Annotated in this window: 15 protein-coding genes; 4 read left to right on the plus strand and 11 right to left on the minus strand. The window is 42.8% G+C overall.

Annotated elements, in window-relative coordinates; translation table 11 throughout:
* Positions 1–14: 14 nt before the first annotated feature.
* The 9 genes from bamA to rpsB form a co-directional block, all read right to left on the minus strand.
* Entirely contained in the window at positions 15–2498 is a 2484-nt protein-coding gene (gene bamA, locus AB4298_RS14935) for an outer membrane protein assembly factor BamA (RefSeq protein ID WP_371987326.1), read from the minus strand.
* Between the two features lie 31 nt (positions 2499–2529).
* Positions 2530–3900 carry a sigma E protease regulator RseP gene (rseP, locus tag AB4298_RS14940; protein WP_371987328.1) on the minus strand — a complete coding sequence of 457 codons (1371 nt, stop codon included), beginning with the start codon at positions 3898–3900 and terminating at the stop codon, positions 2530–2532.
* A 14-nt stretch (positions 3901–3914) separates the two neighbouring features.
* Entirely contained in the window at positions 3915–5105 is a 1191-nt protein-coding gene (gene ispC / locus AB4298_RS14945; protein WP_371987330.1) for a 1-deoxy-D-xylulose-5-phosphate reductoisomerase, read from the minus strand.
* Positions 5106–5109: 4 nt separating this feature from the next.
* Positions 5110–5967: a phosphatidate cytidylyltransferase gene (locus AB4298_RS14950; protein WP_248999628.1), complete on the minus strand. Its 858-nt coding sequence runs from the start codon at positions 5965–5967 to the stop codon at positions 5110–5112.
* A gap of 20 nt (positions 5968–5987) precedes the next feature.
* Complete coding sequence (uppS, locus tag AB4298_RS14955; RefSeq protein ID WP_248999629.1) at positions 5988–6788, minus strand: polyprenyl diphosphate synthase; 801 nt, start codon at positions 6786–6788, stop codon at positions 5988–5990.
* Between the two features lie 252 nt (positions 6789–7040).
* Positions 7041–7598: a ribosome recycling factor gene (gene frr, locus AB4298_RS14960; protein ID WP_220781437.1), complete on the minus strand. Its 558-nt coding sequence runs from the start codon at positions 7596–7598 to the stop codon at positions 7041–7043.
* 32 nt (positions 7599–7630) lie between these two features.
* Positions 7631–8359 carry a UMP kinase gene (pyrH, locus tag AB4298_RS14965; RefSeq protein ID WP_248999630.1) on the minus strand — a complete coding sequence of 243 codons (729 nt, stop codon included), beginning with the start codon at positions 8357–8359 and terminating at the stop codon, positions 7631–7633.
* 144 nt (positions 8360–8503) lie between these two features.
* Positions 8504–9355, minus strand: coding sequence for a translation elongation factor Ts (gene tsf, locus AB4298_RS14970; protein ID WP_248469581.1), 852 nt, complete (start codon positions 9353–9355; stop codon positions 8504–8506).
* Positions 9356–9488: 133 nt separating this feature from the next.
* Positions 9489–10217 carry a 30S ribosomal protein S2 gene (rpsB, locus tag AB4298_RS14975; protein ID WP_028768063.1) on the minus strand — a complete coding sequence of 243 codons (729 nt, stop codon included), beginning with the start codon at positions 10215–10217 and terminating at the stop codon, positions 9489–9491.
* 255 nt (positions 10218–10472) lie between these two features.
* On the opposite strand from rpsB, the gene map reads away from it, so the two are divergent.
* From map to AB4298_RS14995, 4 genes are all read left to right on the plus strand, one after another.
* Positions 10473–11312 (plus strand): type I methionyl aminopeptidase, encoded by an 840-nt coding sequence (map, locus tag AB4298_RS14980; RefSeq protein ID WP_283107295.1) that lies wholly within the window; start codon positions 10473–10475, stop codon positions 11310–11312.
* A 214-nt stretch (positions 11313–11526) separates the two neighbouring features.
* A complete protein-coding gene (gene glnD / locus AB4298_RS14985) occupies positions 11527–14082 on the plus strand; it encodes a bifunctional uridylyltransferase/uridylyl-removing protein GlnD (protein WP_371987333.1) in 2556 nt (851 codons plus the stop codon).
* Positions 14083–14115: 33 nt separating this feature from the next.
* Positions 14116–14940, plus strand: a complete 825-nt coding sequence (dapD, locus tag AB4298_RS14990) for a 2,3,4,5-tetrahydropyridine-2,6-dicarboxylate N-succinyltransferase (protein ID WP_248999633.1) — start codon at positions 14116–14118, stop codon at positions 14938–14940.
* 213 nt (positions 14941–15153) lie between these two features.
* Entirely contained in the window at positions 15154–15495 is a 342-nt protein-coding gene (locus AB4298_RS14995; RefSeq protein WP_248999634.1) for a DUF3718 domain-containing protein, read from the plus strand.
* A gap of 61 nt (positions 15496–15556) precedes the next feature.
* Here the strand turns inward: AB4298_RS14995 and purU are convergent, their stop codons facing one another.
* The gene (gene purU / locus AB4298_RS15000; protein ID WP_248999635.1) at positions 15557–16390 is read right to left on the minus strand and encodes a formyltetrahydrofolate deformylase; all 834 of its coding nucleotides are present in this window, start codon (positions 16388–16390) and stop codon (positions 15557–15559) included.
* Positions 16391–16650: 260 nt separating this feature from the next.
* On the minus strand, positions 16651–17115 hold the full coding sequence (locus tag AB4298_RS15005) for a flavodoxin (RefSeq protein WP_371987335.1): 465 nt from the start codon (positions 17113–17115) through the stop codon (positions 16651–16653).
* Positions 17116–17495 lie beyond the last annotated feature (380 nt).

Consider the following 17495-nt stretch of genomic DNA (forward strand, 5'->3'; position numbering starts at 1 on the left):
TTTTCAAATTGATTTTAGAAAGTTTTACCAATATTAAACGAGAAGATTTCGGTTTCATCATCCTCGTATTCCTTGATTGGCCATGCAAGGCTAAATACCATTGGACCCATTGGCGATAACCACTGCACACTCATACCCCAAGAGGCACGAATACGGCTCGGATCGCTATAATCTTCTAGTTTATCAAACTCTTCAACAGGAAGGTAACGATACGAATCATAGTCAAACTCAGTATCCCATACGTTACCGGCATCGACGAAGAAGCTGGTACGAACAGAATTTGTATAGGCCTCATCCAAGAATGGCGTTGGCACAATAAGCTCTAAACTTGCTGTTGCAATGGCATTACCACCGATTGAACGACCAGAGCTTACCTGAATTTGGTTAGGATCACCCGGCAAGCTACAACCTTCACCCGATGGATCAGGCGAGCAAGGCTCACTACCACGGTATAAGTAGAATGAACGCGGACCTACAGAGTTCGACTTAAAGCCACGTAGTGAACTACTACCACCTGAGTAATAGTTTTCCCAGAACGGTAAGATTTGGTCGTTATCATTAAATTGACCATAACCATTACCATACCCTAAACGTCCACGAGCCAATACGACGAAGCTATGCTTACGATCGATAGGGAAGTAGAAGTTAGTGTCGAAGTCTGCTTTAAAATACTGTAGATCAGAACCCGGTACCGTCATCTTACCGTTCAGACGTTGTGACGAACCATCTGATGGGAAAGTACCACGGTTTAAGTTACTGCGAGACCAACCTAAACTCAACTCGAAGTTATCAAAACTTAAGCCTGCGTTCGGATCATCACTGTCGCGATAAATATCATAAAAACGAATTGCCTGCTCATAAGCCGAAATTTCAGAAATTTCGTTATGACGGTAACCAATACCACCATTAATACGGTTATATTCGTTGATCGGGAAACCTGAATTTAATGCGATACCATAAGAACTATTCTTATAAGCTTCAAGGTTTGCCTCGTCAGCATCAAACTCACTCCAATAGATGCTACCACCTAGACTAACGCCATCTTTAGTAAAGTACGGGTCGGTATAGTTAATATTGATATTCTTAGAGTATTTGTTGGTGTTTAAATTAACACCCGCCTGGTTACCCGTACCTAAGAAGTTACTTTGTTGAACACCAAACTGTAAACTTAAGCCTGATTCTGTACCGTAACCCACGCCCGCGTTGAACGAACCTGATGGCTGCTCTTTAACGTTAAAAGCCACATCAACTAAATCATCAGTGCCAGGAACCTGTACCGTTTCAGTATCAACCGTTTCAAAGTAACCAAGGCGGTTAAGATTTGACTTAGACAACTCAACTTGCGCAGAGTTAAGCCATGCACCTTCCATCTGACGCAACTGGCGACGCATCACTTCATCTTTAGTCACTGTGTTACCAGTGAAGTTGATATTACGCACGTATACGCGCTTGCCTGGCTTGATGTTGATATTAAGATTAACTTCTTTAGTCTCATCATCAATTTCAGGGTAAGTCTTAACTTCTGGGTATGCGTAACCGAATCGACCTAGATACTTACCGTACATTTCTTCAGTAAAGGTAACATCACCACCGTTATACATATCGCCCGATTTTAATGGCAAGATGGCTTCTAACACCTCTTCTTTACCCATTAAATCGCCCGTTAGGTTAACGTCTTTAACTTTGTACTGCTCACCTTCATCAACGTTAATCGTGATGTAAAGGCCTTTACGGTCAGGTGTCATAGCAACCTGAGTAGACGTCACATCAAAACGAATATAACCGCGATTCTGATAGTAGGTCTTGATAGTTTCGAGGTCAGCCTGCAGCTTTTGCTTTTGGTAGCGACGCTCACCAAACAGATCCCACCAAGCAACATAGTCTTTAAGTTCTAGCATGCCAATCAATTCAGCATCGCTAAACTCGGTATTACCCACTACGTTAATTTGACGAATTTCAGCCGCTAAACCTTCAGTAAAGGTGAATTTAAGCTCAACTCGGTTTCGAGGTAAGTTAATAATTTCAGCTTTAACTTTAGCGCCGTATTTACCTACACCATAATAAAAATCTTGTAGACCTTTTTCGATACCAGAAAGCATAGTACGGTCAAGAGACTCGCCGACTTTAACGCCAGAACCATCAAGACTCTCTTGTAACTGCTCATCTTTAATATCTTTGTTACCTTCAAAAGTAACAGAGCTAATAGTTGGTCTTTCAGTCACTTTCACTACCAGAACATTGCCGTCCCGTAGCACTTCGATCTTTTCGAAGTTAGTCGATGCATACAAGCTTTTAATCGCTTGCTGCAATTTTAATTGATCAACGGTATCCCCTACCTTCACAGGTAAGTTAAGCAAAGCCGCACCGAGTGCCACTCGCTGTAAACCTTCAACTTGGATATCAGCTACTTCAAAGGGTTGGAATGTTTCTGCCCAACCGTTCCCTGAAAAAGACGCTCCGACTAATAACATCGAGGCAAAAAGTTTATTCAATCTCATAGAGCACTTCTAATTATTTGTCTGTCCTTGCTCAGAGTCGGGAAAAGTCATTGAAGAGCGCAACACTCATCAACATCAGCAGCATTGCTGCCCCAATTCTGAATCCAATTTCCTGTACCTTCTCCGGTACAGGCCTGCCTGTAATTACCTCAACGAAGTAATACAAAAGGTGTCCTCCATCTAGCACTGGCAAAGGCAATAAATTAATAATACCTAAGTTAACGCTAATCAATGCAAGAAAACCTAAAAAATATACCAGTCCGACGTTAGCACTATTACCCGCACCTTGTGCAATAGAAATAGGGCCACTCAAATTTTTAACCGAAACGTCACCAGTAAATAACTTGCCAATCATCTTAATGCTGACAGAGACAAGTTGCCATGTTTTATCGACTGCAACAGGAAAAGATTCTAAAAATCCATATTCCAACTGCACTTTCATATTCTCTGGCCATGGCTCAGAAGTGGGTGCAACACCAATAACGCCCTCAAGTTTGCCGGCAGCATTCTCACGTGATTTTGGCGTAACATCTATTTTTAACTGTTCACCGTTACGACGTACGGTAATTGAAAGCGGCTTATTAGCTGAGTTTTGCACTATTTCAACAAATCGCGGCCAATCTTTATATTTCTCGCCATCAATCGCGACTAAGGTATCGCCCACTTTAATCCCTGCGATCCCAGCAGCACTGTCTTCGGTTACCATACCAAGTTCAGGCAAAATAGCAGGACGATACATCCCAAGACCAATCGCTGTGATTGGCAATTCTTTCTCAGGATTAAATTTCCAATCTTGCGTATTTAAAGAATAAGTTTTTTCATCGCCTGAAGCACCTTCTAAACGAGACAAAGGCGCAACAGTGACATCAACCTTGCTATCACCAATATGGCCGGCCAATGCAAGGTTCACTTCTTCCCAATCTCTGACCTTTTGGCCACCGACGGCAATGACTTGCATAGGTTCTTTAACGATAATTTGCGCCGCGGGAGTGTCGGCAATCGTTGAATCGATAACAGGCTTAACAGCGGGAACACCAATTAGATACATGGCATAAAGTGCGACTATTGCAAACAGGAAGTTAGCAATTGGTCCAGCACTAACAATCGCAATTCGCTGCCAAACGGTTTTGCGGTTAAAGGCTTGGTCTTTCAGCTCTTCAGGGACTTCATCAACACGCTCATCAAGCATTTTGACGTAACCACCCAATGGGATCATTGCCAACACATACTCGGTGCCGTCTTGCCCCGTCTTACGCCAAATAGCTTTGCCAAAGCCAATTGAAAAGCGTTCGACCTTCACACCACAGCGACGTGCAACCCAAAAGTGCCCATATTCATGGGCAGCAATTAAAATCCCTAAAGCAACAATAAAGGAACCAAGGTTCCATAAAAAATCGATCATTCCTTTCCTCTGAACTAATTCAGCTTATTGATGGCATCTAACGTATATCGACGGCTTTGTGCATCAAGCGCCAAGATATCGTCAATGTTATTTAATGGATGCGTTGCCGTATTCATTAAGCTCTGTTCGTTTATTTTTGCTATATCGGTAAAACGTATTTTGCCGTCTAAAAATGCTTGCACCGAAATCTCATTGGCAGCATTTAATACGGTTGTCGCTTCTTGGCCCTGTTTACATGCTTCAATGGCTAATGCTAAACAAGGAAAACGATTAAAGTCAGGTTCTAAGAAGCTTAACTGTCCGACTTTGAAAAAGTCTAAAGGTTCAACTCCTGATGTAATTCTCTGTGGAAAAGACATGCAATGCGCAATAGGTGTACGCATATCGGGGTTACCTAATTGCGCCAACACAGAACCATCGCGATATTGCACCATCGAATGAATCACGCTTTGCGGATGAATAACCACCTTTAATTGCTCCGAGCTCGCGTTAAACAACCAGCGGGCTTCAATGTATTCTAGGCCTTTGTTCATCATCGTAGCCGAGTCAACGGAGATTTTACGCCCCATAGACCAGTTAGGATGCTTACAAGCTTGATCAGGCGTCATGCCTGACAATGTCGATAGCTCAGATTTTAAAAATGGCCCGCCAGAGCCAGTAAGCAAAATATGCGATACGCCAGCAGCGGTTAAATCACAGCGGCCAATCTCTAATTGTGAACGCTCGGACAAACACTGAAAAATAGCATTGTGTTCACTATCAACAGGTAATACTTGTGCGCCAGACTTTTGCATTGCTTCGATAAACAGTTGGCCAGACATCACCAACGACTCTTTATTAGCCAGCAATACACGCTTACCCGCATTAACCGCAGCTAACGTTGAAGGAAGCCCCGCAGCGCCAACAATAGCAGCCATCACGGTATCGACTTCACTGCTGGCGACCAGTGACAATAACTCATCTTCACCAGTGGTGACCTCGATACCTAAATGAGCTGGCAGCTGTGCTTTTAATGCTCTCGCTGCATTAACATCGACCATATGAACAATTTTAGGTTGATGCAAATTACAAATCTCTAGCATCTTTGCGACATTGGTATTTGCCACTAAAGCAAACACCTTGTATTGCTCTGGATTACGCGCAACAACACTTAAAGTGCTTGCCCCGATAGAGCCTGTCGCGCCTAAAATCACCATGTTTTGCATTTAGTTACATCCAAAAAGCTATATAGATTAGTGTGAATACAGGTAAGGCAGCTGTTAAGCTGTCGATTCTATCTAATACGCCACCATGACCCGGTAGGATCGTGCCAGAGTCTTTAATCTTTGCCACTCGCTTAAACATACTTTCAGATAAATCACCTACTGCTGAAGCTAGTGCAGTAAATAAAGTCACTGCAATCAACAGGCCCATCTCTTGTTCCGGTGAAAAATACATCACACCAGCAACCACAAGCATGGTCGTTAGTAACCCCCCTAATAATCCCTCGATAGTTTTAGCTGGGCTAACATTTGGCATCAGCTTACGCTTACCAAAACGCTTTCCGGCAAAATAAGCACCTGAGTCGGTAGCCCAAACAACCAGCATAACCAAGAATACTAAGGTTGCTCCGTAATATGGAGATGATGGTGTGCTAAGCGCTTTTAGTGACAACAGAGAAACGAAGCAAGGGATAAGAGTTACCTGACCAAACATGGACTTAAGCATGTGGCTGTTCTCCCAAAAGCGAGCGCTTTTAGGGAAAGATAACACCATAATAAAAGAAATGAACCACCAGAAACCGCCAATCAAAATCACCCCAAGAAAAATCGGGTGTAACATGCCACGCAACCAAATTTCATCGGCTGGCACCATAATATTTAAAGCGGTTAGTAACACACCAATAGTGACAGTAAAACTCCACTGCGTCATGTTGCAGCGGCTATCGATGATACGCCCCCACTCCTTGGCGGCAATTAAAAAGACTCCCAATAGTGCCCAAGAAAAATACTCAGTAGGTAAACCGAAGATGGCACCAAAAACTAAGGGGATTAACCATATTGCTGTTATTATTCGTTGTTTTAGCAAAAAACTTCCCTCACAAATTATTACAAAGAGCGGATGGTGTCGATTTGAGTTCCTGTCAAACCGAATCGACGTTGGCGATTTGCAAAAATAGCAATCGCATCTTTAAACGCATCCTCATCAAAATCTGGCCACAAGGTGTCAGTAAAAACTAATTCAGCGTAAGCCGCTTGCCACAGCACAAAATTACTGATGCGGTAGTCACCACCTGTGCGGATCATTAAGTCAACTTCGGCTTGATTTTGCATGCATAAATGTTCGCTTATAGCCTCTTCAGTAAACTGAGCGCTGCTCAATTCACCTGACTCGACTTTAGCAGCAAGCTTTTGCGCAGCTTGCATGATGTCCCAGCGACCACCATAGTTTGCTGCAACATTCAGCACTAAATCATGATTATCAGCTGTTTTCTCTTCTGCCGCTGCAATCTGTTTTTGCAAGCGTGGAGAAAATCGACTTATATCACCGATAATGTTGAGGCGAACCCCATTGTTATGTAACAGCTTAAGCTCACGCTGCAACACAGTAAAAAATAACTCCATTAACAAGCTAACTTCTTTGTCAGGTCTGCGCCAGTTTTCACTTGAGAACGCAAACAATGTTAATGATTCAACACCTAAATTACGCGCAGTACTTACCGCTCGTCTAACTGCCTTCACACCGGCCTTATGACCAATGACTCGAGGCTTTCCCTGAGCCTGTGCCCAACGGCCGTTACCATCCATAATGATAGCGACATGTTTAGGGATCGACTGTTTTACCAAGGAAGAAATCTCACTTGGTAAGGCCTGTACCACTTCAGTATCAGACTGGGAATCGATTGACATCTATTACAACCCTTAAAAATAGACAAACGCCGTGTAGTATAACTCTACACGGCGTCTGAACTCTAGGGCATGTTGTCCAATCAAGTTTAATTTTTGTTCGAGCTCTTCGCTTTTATTTCAAGGCGTGAGCTATGAAGCGTTATTAGTTAGACAAAAAGCCTGTTATCACTCACTAAGAAAGTGAAAAAAACCAATAGTGCCTTTATACAAAAAATCTAAATGACCAACACTCCCTACACTGAGGAGGACTATTTAGAACTCCATCAGCTCCTTTTCTTTCGCAACTAGGATTTCATCAACTAGTTTGATGTGTGCGTCAGTTAACTTCTGCACATCATCTTCACTGCGACGAACATCATCCTCGGTACACTCTTTTTCTTTCTCTAACTCTTTAACACTTGAGTTTGCATCACGACGTACATTTCGAATAGCAATACGGCCGTTTTCAGCTTCTGCACGTACAACCTTGATTAGATCTTTACGACGCTCTTCTGTCAGTGCTGGCAACGGAATACGGATAGTTGCACCTGCAGACATTGGGTTCAAACCAAGATCTGAACTCATGATAGCTTTTTCAACAGCGGCAATCATAGTACGGTCGAATACAGATACAGTCAGTGTACGCGCATCACCAATAGATACACTTGCAACTTGCTTAAGCGGAGTCAGCGAACCGTAGTAAGGTACTTGGATGGTGTCCAATAAGCTTGGGTGTGCGCGGCCAGTACGAACTTTTGCCATTTGAGTTTTTGTCGACTCAACACACTTGTCCATGCGAGTTTGCGCATCGCTCTTAATTTCGTTTATCACGTTATATGTCCTTTTCAGTCACTAAATATAGCTTAATCAGCTTTAATCATTGTGCCTTCTTGCTCGCCCATGATTACACGGCGCAGTGCACCGGGCTTATTCATGTTAAATACTAGCAATGGCATATTATGGTCTCTGGCCATAGTGAATGCAGCCAAATCCATTACTTTCAATTCTTTGTCGAGTACTTCATTGTACCCCATAACATCATACTTGACGGCATCTGGGTTTTTAACCGGATCATCTGAATATACGCCGTCAACTTTTGTGCCTTTAATCACAACTTCTGCTTCAATCTCAATACCACGTAAACACGCAGCAGAGTCAGTCGTACAGAACGGGTTACCTGTACCAGCAGCAAAAATAACAACACGGCCTGATTTTAGCAAACTAATTGCTTCTGCCCAGTTGTAGTCATCACACACGCCTTTTAGCGGAATGGCTGACATTAAACGTGCATTTACGTATGCACGGTGCAATGAATCACGCATTGCTAAACCGTTCATCACTGTTGCTAACATGCCCATGTGGTCACCCACTACGCGGTTCATACCCGCTGCAGCTAGACCTTCACCACGGAACAAGTTACCACCGCCAATGACAACACCCACTTGAATACCTAGCTCAACTAGCTCTTTGATCTCCTGTCCCATACGATCAAGTACTTTAGGATCAATGCCGAAGCCTTCTTCGCCCATCAGGGCTTCACCACTTAATTTTAAAAGAACACGACGAAAAGCAGGTTTAGGATTGGTACTCATATTTATTAGTCCTGATTATGGCGATAGGGAGTAGTACACTTAACAAGTTTGTTCGAGCTCAATCTAGTCAAACAAAAACCTGTTGAGTAAATACGATAAGACCGCAGCAATTGCTACGGTCTTATGTTTGCTAAGATAAGGAGATTAACCCTTATTAGTAGCAGCGATTTGTGCAGCTACTTCAGCAGCAAAATCTTCTTCTTTTCTTTCGATACCTTCACCAACTTCTAAACGAATGAAGTTAGTTACTGAAGCGCCTTTCTCTTTAAGAATTTCGCCAACAGTTTTCTTTGGTTCCATGATGAAAGCTTGACCAGTAAGAGAAACCTCACCAGTGAACTTCTTCATACGACCGATAACCATCTTCTCAGCGATTTCAGCAGGCTTGCCTTCGTTCATAGCGATTTCGATTTGTAGAGCTTTTTCTTTCTCTACAACTTCAGCAGGAACGTCAGAAGGGTTAACATACTCTGGCTTAGAAGCAGCAACGTGCATAGCAACGTGCTTTAGAGTCTCTTCGTCAGCTTCACCAGCAACAACAACACCGATACGCTCGCCGTGACGGTATTCAGCTAGGTTAGCGCCATCGATGTACTCAACGCGACGTACATTGATGTTTTCACCGATTTTAGCAACTAGAGCAACACGAGTTTCTTCAAACTGCTCTTTAAGTGCTTCGATAGTAACTTTTGATGCAGCAGCAACGTCTAGAACTTCGTTAGCGAAAGCTAGGAAGTTAGAATCTTTTGCTACGAAGTCAGTTTGGCAGTTAACTTCTAATAGAGCAGCGTAACCTTCGCCTTTCTTGATTAGAATTGTGCCTTCTGCTGCGATGTTACCTGCTTTTTTAGCAGCCTTAGCAGCACCGCTCTTACGCATGTTATCAATCGCTAGCTCGATGTCACCGTTAGTTTCAGTCAGTGCTTTTTTACAGTCCATCATGCCAGCGCCAGTGCGGTCACGAAGTTCTTTAACTTGGGCAGCAGTAATTGCCATTGCTAAATCCTCTACAGATAATTCTTCAAATTCAATAGATATAGAACAGGGGGCCATCACACTAAGTAAAAGCACCCCTGTTCACCAATCATGTATCTTAGTTAATAAGGGTGATGATAATCATCAACCGATATTATTCAGCTTCTACGAAACCGTCTTGCTCAGCTTGTACAGCTAGGTCTTGACCACGGCCAGCTTTTGCAGCAGCAGCAACAGACTGAGTGTAAAGACGGATAGAACGCATAGCATCATCATTACCAGGAATGATGTAGTTGATACCGTCTGGAGAAGAGTTTGTATCAACAACAGCAACAACAGGAATACCTAGGTTGTTAGCTTCTTTAATAGCGATATGCTCGTGGTCAGCACCAATAACGAAAATTACGTCTGGTAGGCCAGCCATGTTCTTGATACCACCTAGAGACTTCTCTAGCTTCTCAAGTTCACGAGTACGCATTAGCGCTTCTTTCTTAGTCAGCTTGTCGAAAGTACCGTCTACAGACTGGCTTTCAAGGTCTTTAAGACGCTTGATTGATTGACGAACTGTTTTCCAGTTAGTCAACATACCACCTAACCAACGGTGATCAACGTAGTACTGATCACAAGAAACAGCAGCTTCTTTGATAGCTTCGCTTGCAGCACGCTTAGTACCAACAAAAAGAACTTTACCTTTCTTAGAGGCAACGTTGCTGATGAAAGCAAGTGCTTCGTTGAACATTGGTACAGTGTGCTCTAGGTTGATGATGTGTACACCGTTACGAGCGCCGAAGATGAATGGCTTCATCTTTGGGTTCCAGTAACGTGTCTGGTGACCGAAGTGAACACCGGCTTGTAGCATGTCGCGCATTGAAACTGTAGTCATTTTATTTACCTTAAAAATGGGGGGTTAGACCTCCACATATCCCATATCTTCGACCCGATTATGGGCACCCCGAAGAACGTGTCGATATGTGTGTGATTTAGTATTTATCAATAGCCATGTATAATGGCCGCCATCTTAACTCGGGCGAATCACTCAAAGTGATAACGACAAGAGTCAAACATAACGGCGCGCTTTATACCATAATATGAAAAAAAGCACAAATATTTACGTCGTTTTTCGTGCATAATCGTCATATTGAAAGACGACAAATTAAAGACAAAAGAGACATCAGAAATGAGTATAGTAATTAAGACAGCTGAAGAGATTGAAAAAATGCGTGTTGCGGGCAAACTAGCCGCTCAAGTACTCGAGATGATTGCTCCGCATGTAAAGGCGGGTGCGACAACAAACGAATTAAACGATATTTGCGCTAAGTTTACTGAAGAAAATGGCGCGATTTCTGCTCCACTTGATTACCATGGTTTTCCAAAATCAATCTGTACTTCAATCAACGATGTAATTTGTCACGGCATTCCAAGTGATCGCGCGCTCGTTGATGGTGATATTGTTAATATCGATATTACCGTGATTGTTGATGGGTACCACGGTGACACTTCTAAAATGTTCCTTATCGGTGATGTCAGTCCTAAAAACGTTCGCTTGTGTCGCATCGCTCAAGAAGCTTTGTATGTAAGCGTTAAGAAAGTCCGCCCAGGCATGAAACTCGGTGAAATCGGCACATTGATTGAAAAATTCATCAAGTCAAAGAAAACCGGCCTAGAAAAATACAGCATCGTAACCGACTACTGTGGCCATGGCATTGGTGCAGGCTTCCACGAAGAGCCACAAGTTATGCATTATAAAAATAATGACAAAACCGTATTACGCCCAGGTATGTGTTTTACTATCGAACCAATGATCAACGCTGGTCGTCATACTAGTGTTTTAGACAAAAAAGATAACTGGACGGTAACGACTTCTGACGGCAAAAACTCTGCTCAGTGGGAACACACCTTATTGGTTACCCAAACAGGTGTAGAAGTGCTAACTTTGCGCGAAGAAGAAAAAGAATTATCACGAGTCATCAGTCACTAATTTTTTTCGAGCAAATCAAAAAAGGCGTACTTAATGACGCCTTTTTTATTCGCTGTAAATTACCGCTCAAATAGCCAACAAACACCTGCACCAAAATAGAACAACTTACGTTATTCATCGCTTACTCATCATTAATCACCATAAAGCCCTTTAAATTAGCGATTTTTGCATAGATAATCGTTGCCAACGGATCCGTTCTCGGAAAAGAGATTTGATGAATAGTGCTCAAACAGCCAAACAAGCTTTAATCGAATTAAACCAAACGATACTGGAAAGCTTTAATGCTAAATCAGATGTTCGTTCGATAGTGAGTACTCGCTGCAAACATGTGGACCGATTGCTGCAACAGCAATGGCAAGCGCATCATCTTGATAATTTTCCAATCGCCCTACTTGCTGTTGGCGGATATGGCCGTGGCGAACTACATCCACAGTCCGATGTCGACCTGCTTTTTCTTACAGAAAAAGAGCTATCGGTTGAGGCCGAGCAAGCCCTAAGTGCATTTATCGCATTCATCTGGGATGCTGGGCTAGAGGTGGGACATAGCGTACGCAGTATTGAACAAACTTTAGAGCAAGGTCGCGCCGATATTACCGTTGCCACCAATCTACTCGAGTCTCGTTTACTTTGTGGCCCACAAGCATTATTTACTCTACTCTATCGTAATATTCGTCAAGCTGACTTTTGGCCTAGTAGCGAGTTTTACGTTGCAAAACGCGATGAGCAAATTGCCCGACATAGCCGAGCTAGCGCCTTTGATTTAGAGCCTAACCTTAAGAGCTGCCCCGGTGGCCTTAGAGATATTCAGACAGTGGCTTGGGTAGCCATGCGTCATTTCAATGCTGAAAAATTTGAAGAGCTTATCCAACATGGATTTTTAGAGCCAATAGAGCTCGATGAATTGTTAGAAGCGCAAGATTTTTTATGGCAATTACGCTGCTCGTTACACTTAATTTCTGGCCGCGATGAAAACCGTTTATTGTTTGACCTTCAGCCTCAAGTTGCCAAGTTAATGGGCTATGAAGATGGTACCCAACTTGCTGTTGAGCAGATGATGAAGAACTATTACCGCACAGTAAGACGGGTAATGGAACTCAATCAGATGCTATTGCAACTATTCAAGCGCGCGACCCTAGGCCATATAAAAGCACTTGAAGTCGTTCCAATTGACGACAACTTTCAGCGCCGCGGTATATTTATTGAAAGCTTACATAGTGATCTATTTGATAATCCAGAAAATATTTTGCAGCTGTTTTTATGTGTGGCTAAAAACTCCAACATACAAGCAATCTATGCGGTGACACTTCGTAGCCTACGCCGCGCAAGACGTGCTCAACTTCAAGCTTTAATGTATCACGAGTCGTGCCGCAATCTGTTTATGCAAATTTTAAGACACCCACGCGGCATAGTAGCGTTATCGCTCATGCACAAACACGGGGTGTTATCTGCGTATTTACCGGCATGGCGCGCCATTGAAGGACAAATGCAATTTGACCTTTTTCACGCATACACCGTTGATGAGCACACTCATAGATTACTGCTCAATATCGAGCGTTTTTCACAGCCAGAGCAAAAAGAAGAGTTTCCTTTAGGCTCGGTATTGATTAATCAATTACCTAAAAAAGGTTTATTGGTTCTTGCTGCGATTTTCCACGATATTGCTAAAGGTCGCGGCGGCGACCATAGCAAACTCGGCGCTACCGATGCACTCGAATTTTGTAAATTACACGGCATGAATGACCATGATGGCCGCTTAGTGAGTTGGTTAGTTGAAAACCATTTGGTAATGTCGGTAACCGCTCAACGCCGTGATATTTCCGATCCTGATGTTGTTGCTGATTTTGCAGAGCGTGTTCGTGATGCGGTCCACCTGAGCTACCTCTATTGCCTTACCGTTGCCGATATCTGCGCCACCAATGAGCGTACCTGGAACAATTGGAAAGGATCACTGCTCAGGGATCTCTATTTTTCAACCCAGCGCGTGTTAGCTCGTGGCAAAGAAAAGCCCGTTGATATTCGCGCTCGAGTTCGAGAACACCAAGCTAAAGCAAAGAAAGAGTTACTGCGTCGTGGTATTAAGGAAAAAGATATTGATAACCTTTGGCAGCGTTTCAAGGCCGATTACTTTCTGCGCAACCAACCTAATCAAATAGCTTGGCATGCTGAAGCCATTATCAAGCATAAACAAGATGAAACCTTAGTGTTGATCTCTAAGCATGCTACGCGAGGTGGAACTGAACTGTTTGTTTACGGCAAAGACAAGCCCAAACTCTTTGCCACCGTAATGGCAATTCTAGATAACAAAAACATTACGGTGCATGATGCCAGCATCATGACCTCAAAAGACCAGTATGCACTGGACTCTTTTGTTATTTTGGAACAAGATGGCCAACCGGTTAGCCAGCTTTCACGGATCCAAGGGATTAAGAAAACGTTAATCAAAGCCTTGAGTAATGAAACGCCTAAGTTGCCAAAGTTTAGAAATCTTTCAAGAAAGATGAAACCTTTTAAAGTTGCCACTCAAGTCAGTTTCCCTGAGACCCGAAGCCATGGTAAAAGTATGATGGAACTCATCGCACTTGACTCCCCTGGATTACTCGCCAGAGTTGGCGAAGTCTTGTATCGCTGCGAAGTTATTTTACTGGCAGCGAAAATCACCACCATTGGTGAACGGGCAGAAGATTTCTTTTTGCTGCAGACAGTCGATGGTCAGCAGCTAAATGACATTCAACAGAATAAATTACGTGACGCACTAACCAGTGCTTTATAGATTTACATTAAACAAAAATATTGGGAGAAGTTAATGGAGGCTTTACGCCAACGTATTGAGGCGGCTTTTGAAGCGCGCGCAGAAATCACTCCAGCAACAGTTGACGCTAGTGTTCGTGCTGATGTTGAGAAAGCCATTGCAATGCTAGACACTGGTGAAGCCAGAGTTGCTGAAAAAATTGATGGTGAGTGGCATGTGCACCAATGGCTAAAGAAAGCAGTTCTGCTTTCATTCCGCATTTTCGATAACCAAGTCATCGACGGCGCAGAAACCAAATACTTCGACAAAGTACCAATGAAATTTGCTGACTACGATGAAGCACGTTTCCGTGAAGAAGCTATCCGTGTTGTACCACCAGCAGCGGTACGTAAAGGCTCATTCATTGGTAAGAACACCGTATTAATGCCATCTTATGTTAATCTTGGAGCCTACGTAGACGAAGGCTCTATGGTTGATACATGGGCTACCGTAGGCTCTTGTGCACAAATTGGTAAGAACGTTCACTTGTCTGGTGGTGTCGGTATCGGTGGTGTTTTAGAGCCATTACAAGCAGGTCCAACAATCATTGAAGACAACTGTTTCATTGGCGCTCGCTCAGAAATCGTTGAAGGCGTTATCGTGGAAGAAGGTTCAGTGATCTCAATGGGTGTTTACATCGGCCAAAGCACACGTATTTTTGACCGTGAGACAGGTGAAGTACATTACGGCCGTGTTCCTGCAGGTTCAGTTGTTGTTGCCGGTAACCTACCATCTAAGTGCGGCACTTACAGCCTATACGCGGCTATCATCGTTAAGAAAGTTGATGAGAAGACCCGTGGTAAAGTAGGTATTAACGAGCTACTGCGCATCGTTGACTAATTTATTTACCAGTACTTAGCTAAATTTAAAAGCCTGCATTAACGCGGGCTTTTTGTTCTTATTTTTTCACAATTGACACACTTTGAAACCTACAGCAACACTCTGCATCTGACTCAATATTTTGATACAACTTAGATAGCTTTATGACGCTACAACCTGCTTAGTAGACTTTAATAAGTGTTGAACCCCAATATTGAGTGTTAGGAGCAAGACATGATTAAATCATTCGCGTTAGCAGGTGCTGCACTAGCCATGTCATTTAGTGTTAGTGCTGCAATGTCACCACAACTAGAGCATACCCTCGTCCAAGTGTGTAAAGCGGGTCTCAGCAATAACCTAATAACGTTTAACCGTACAATGAAAGATTATCGCATCAATAAAAATCGCGTATTTCCGCGATTAGTGTGTAACGGAGAAAGCTTTTACAATTTTACTGTTAATGCCGGTGCAGATAAGACCGCGAGAAAAATCGCCCCATATAACATTGGCTCTGTCACGATTAAAGATCTCGCAATGACAAACAATAATAGTCAATTATATGTGGTCAACTTCTAATGATAGTTGTACAAAAAAAGAGGCTTCAGCCTCTTTTTTAATAGCTAATTCCAGCACACGATTAAAACACCACCGTTTTATTACCGTAAACAATCACATCTTCGTTCACTACTAAGTGAAGCGCCTTACTTAATACGCTTTTTTCGACATCACGACCACAACGCGCTAGCTCTTCAGCACTAAAACTATGATCAACAGGAATAACATCTTGCTTAATAATCGGGCCTTCATCCAAAGAGTCTGTGACGAAATGCGCCGTTGCACCAATAATTTTTACTCCGCGCTCCCAGGCTTGCTTATATGGCGACGCGCCAATAAACGCAGGTAAAAAAGAATGGTGAATATTAATGATTTGGCTCGGATACTGGCAAACAAACTCGGGGGTCAACACCCGCATAAACTTTGCTAGAACAATATAATCGGGGCTGTAATTTGTTATCACTTTTAGCATCATTTCTTCATGCTCAAGACGATTTAAATCTTGATGGCAGATATGGTGAAAAGGAATGTCAAACTTTTCAACTAAAGGTTGTAATACTTGGTGGTTACCTATAACCGCAGCAATTTCAACATCAAGGGCCCCAGAGTATGACTTAATTAATATGTCTCCCAAGCAGTGCGCTTCTTTAGTAACCATGACCACAATGCGCTTTTTACCAGCATCGACTAGCCGAGTGTGATTTCGTTCAGGTAGCACGGCCTGCAATTCGCTTAATAATGAAGGGGAAAAACACTCTCCTTCAAGCTCTGTACGCATAAAAAAACGGCCTTGAGCATTATCAACAAATTCACTATTTTTAATGATGTTTAAACCATGAGCAAAACATACGCCGGTAATTTTGGTGATAAGTCCTGGTGCATCTGCACAATCAATAATTAATACTTTCCGTTCCATATGCCCTCTACCATCACTAAAGTCGCTTACTATTCATCAAGCTACCTCGCAAAAAAGCGACATACAATCATGCAAGTTAAATTATTGTTATTTTGGCTTTTTAATTATAAAACCTGTACTTTTTAAGCAGAGATTTTAAAGATACTGTAAAAAAACAGCGGGATTGAGTCCTAGCTTCACAATAAAAGTAAGCCAAAAGAGAGACACAAAAAAGCGCGTTAACGATACGCGCTTTTTAAATAAGAACTCGATTGCTGCAACTAAGCAGCAAGCTCTTTATCAACCAACTCATTCCAACTTGGCAACCAAGTGAGCGCCTCAACCTCTGGCTCCATCGTCTCACCTGCATCAATCTTTAAAAAATCGCCAAGACGCTTTGCGCCTAACTCCTCGAATAACGAAAGAAACTGCTCACCAGCCCCGCAGAAGGTTTCGTAACTTGAATCGCCCAAGGCTATCAGGCCAAACTTCAATTCGGGTAAATAAGGCGCTTTTGATTGCATTTCATAGAACCAAGGCTGAATGTCATCAGGAATATCACCTTGCCCTGTCGTCGAGCAAATAATTAACAACAATTCGTTTTCAGGCGGAATAAAGCCACCGAGTTGATCTGGTTGGTAAAGTACTGCATCGCGGCCAGCATCAATTAATGCTTGCTGTAAGGTCTCTGCCACAAACTGCGCGCCACCATAAACTGTTCCAAAAACTAGATTCACTTTTTTCATGTTTTACTTCGCCTAAAAGCCATTTAGTTATATCCTTAACATACTGTATCAGTGAACATTGCTGCAAGCTTTGTGGCGATAATAAAGTGACCTCAAGAAGGACAGACTCAATGAAGCATTCTTGTAGACAAAGGCACCGTAAACACCTTCAACGCAGTGCTCATATCCGAAGAATGTGTTACTTCAACACAGTACAATGCTTTAAAACCAGTCACAGTCCCCTAAACACAAATACTGCCAACAAGAGCGAACTCACCAATTTCAGCACAGTGTCCACTACAGCTAAACAAATTAAGTCATAATGTATTGAAACTTATCCTTGGCCGACCACAAATAAAAAAGCCGCGGCATAATCAATGCTACGGCTTTTTCTAAGCGTT

Origin of the sequence: Shewanella sp. 10N.261.52.F9, assembly GCF_041471165.1 — a bacterium.
GTDB classification, from domain to species: Bacteria; Pseudomonadota; Gammaproteobacteria; order Enterobacterales; family Shewanellaceae; genus Shewanella; species Shewanella marinintestina.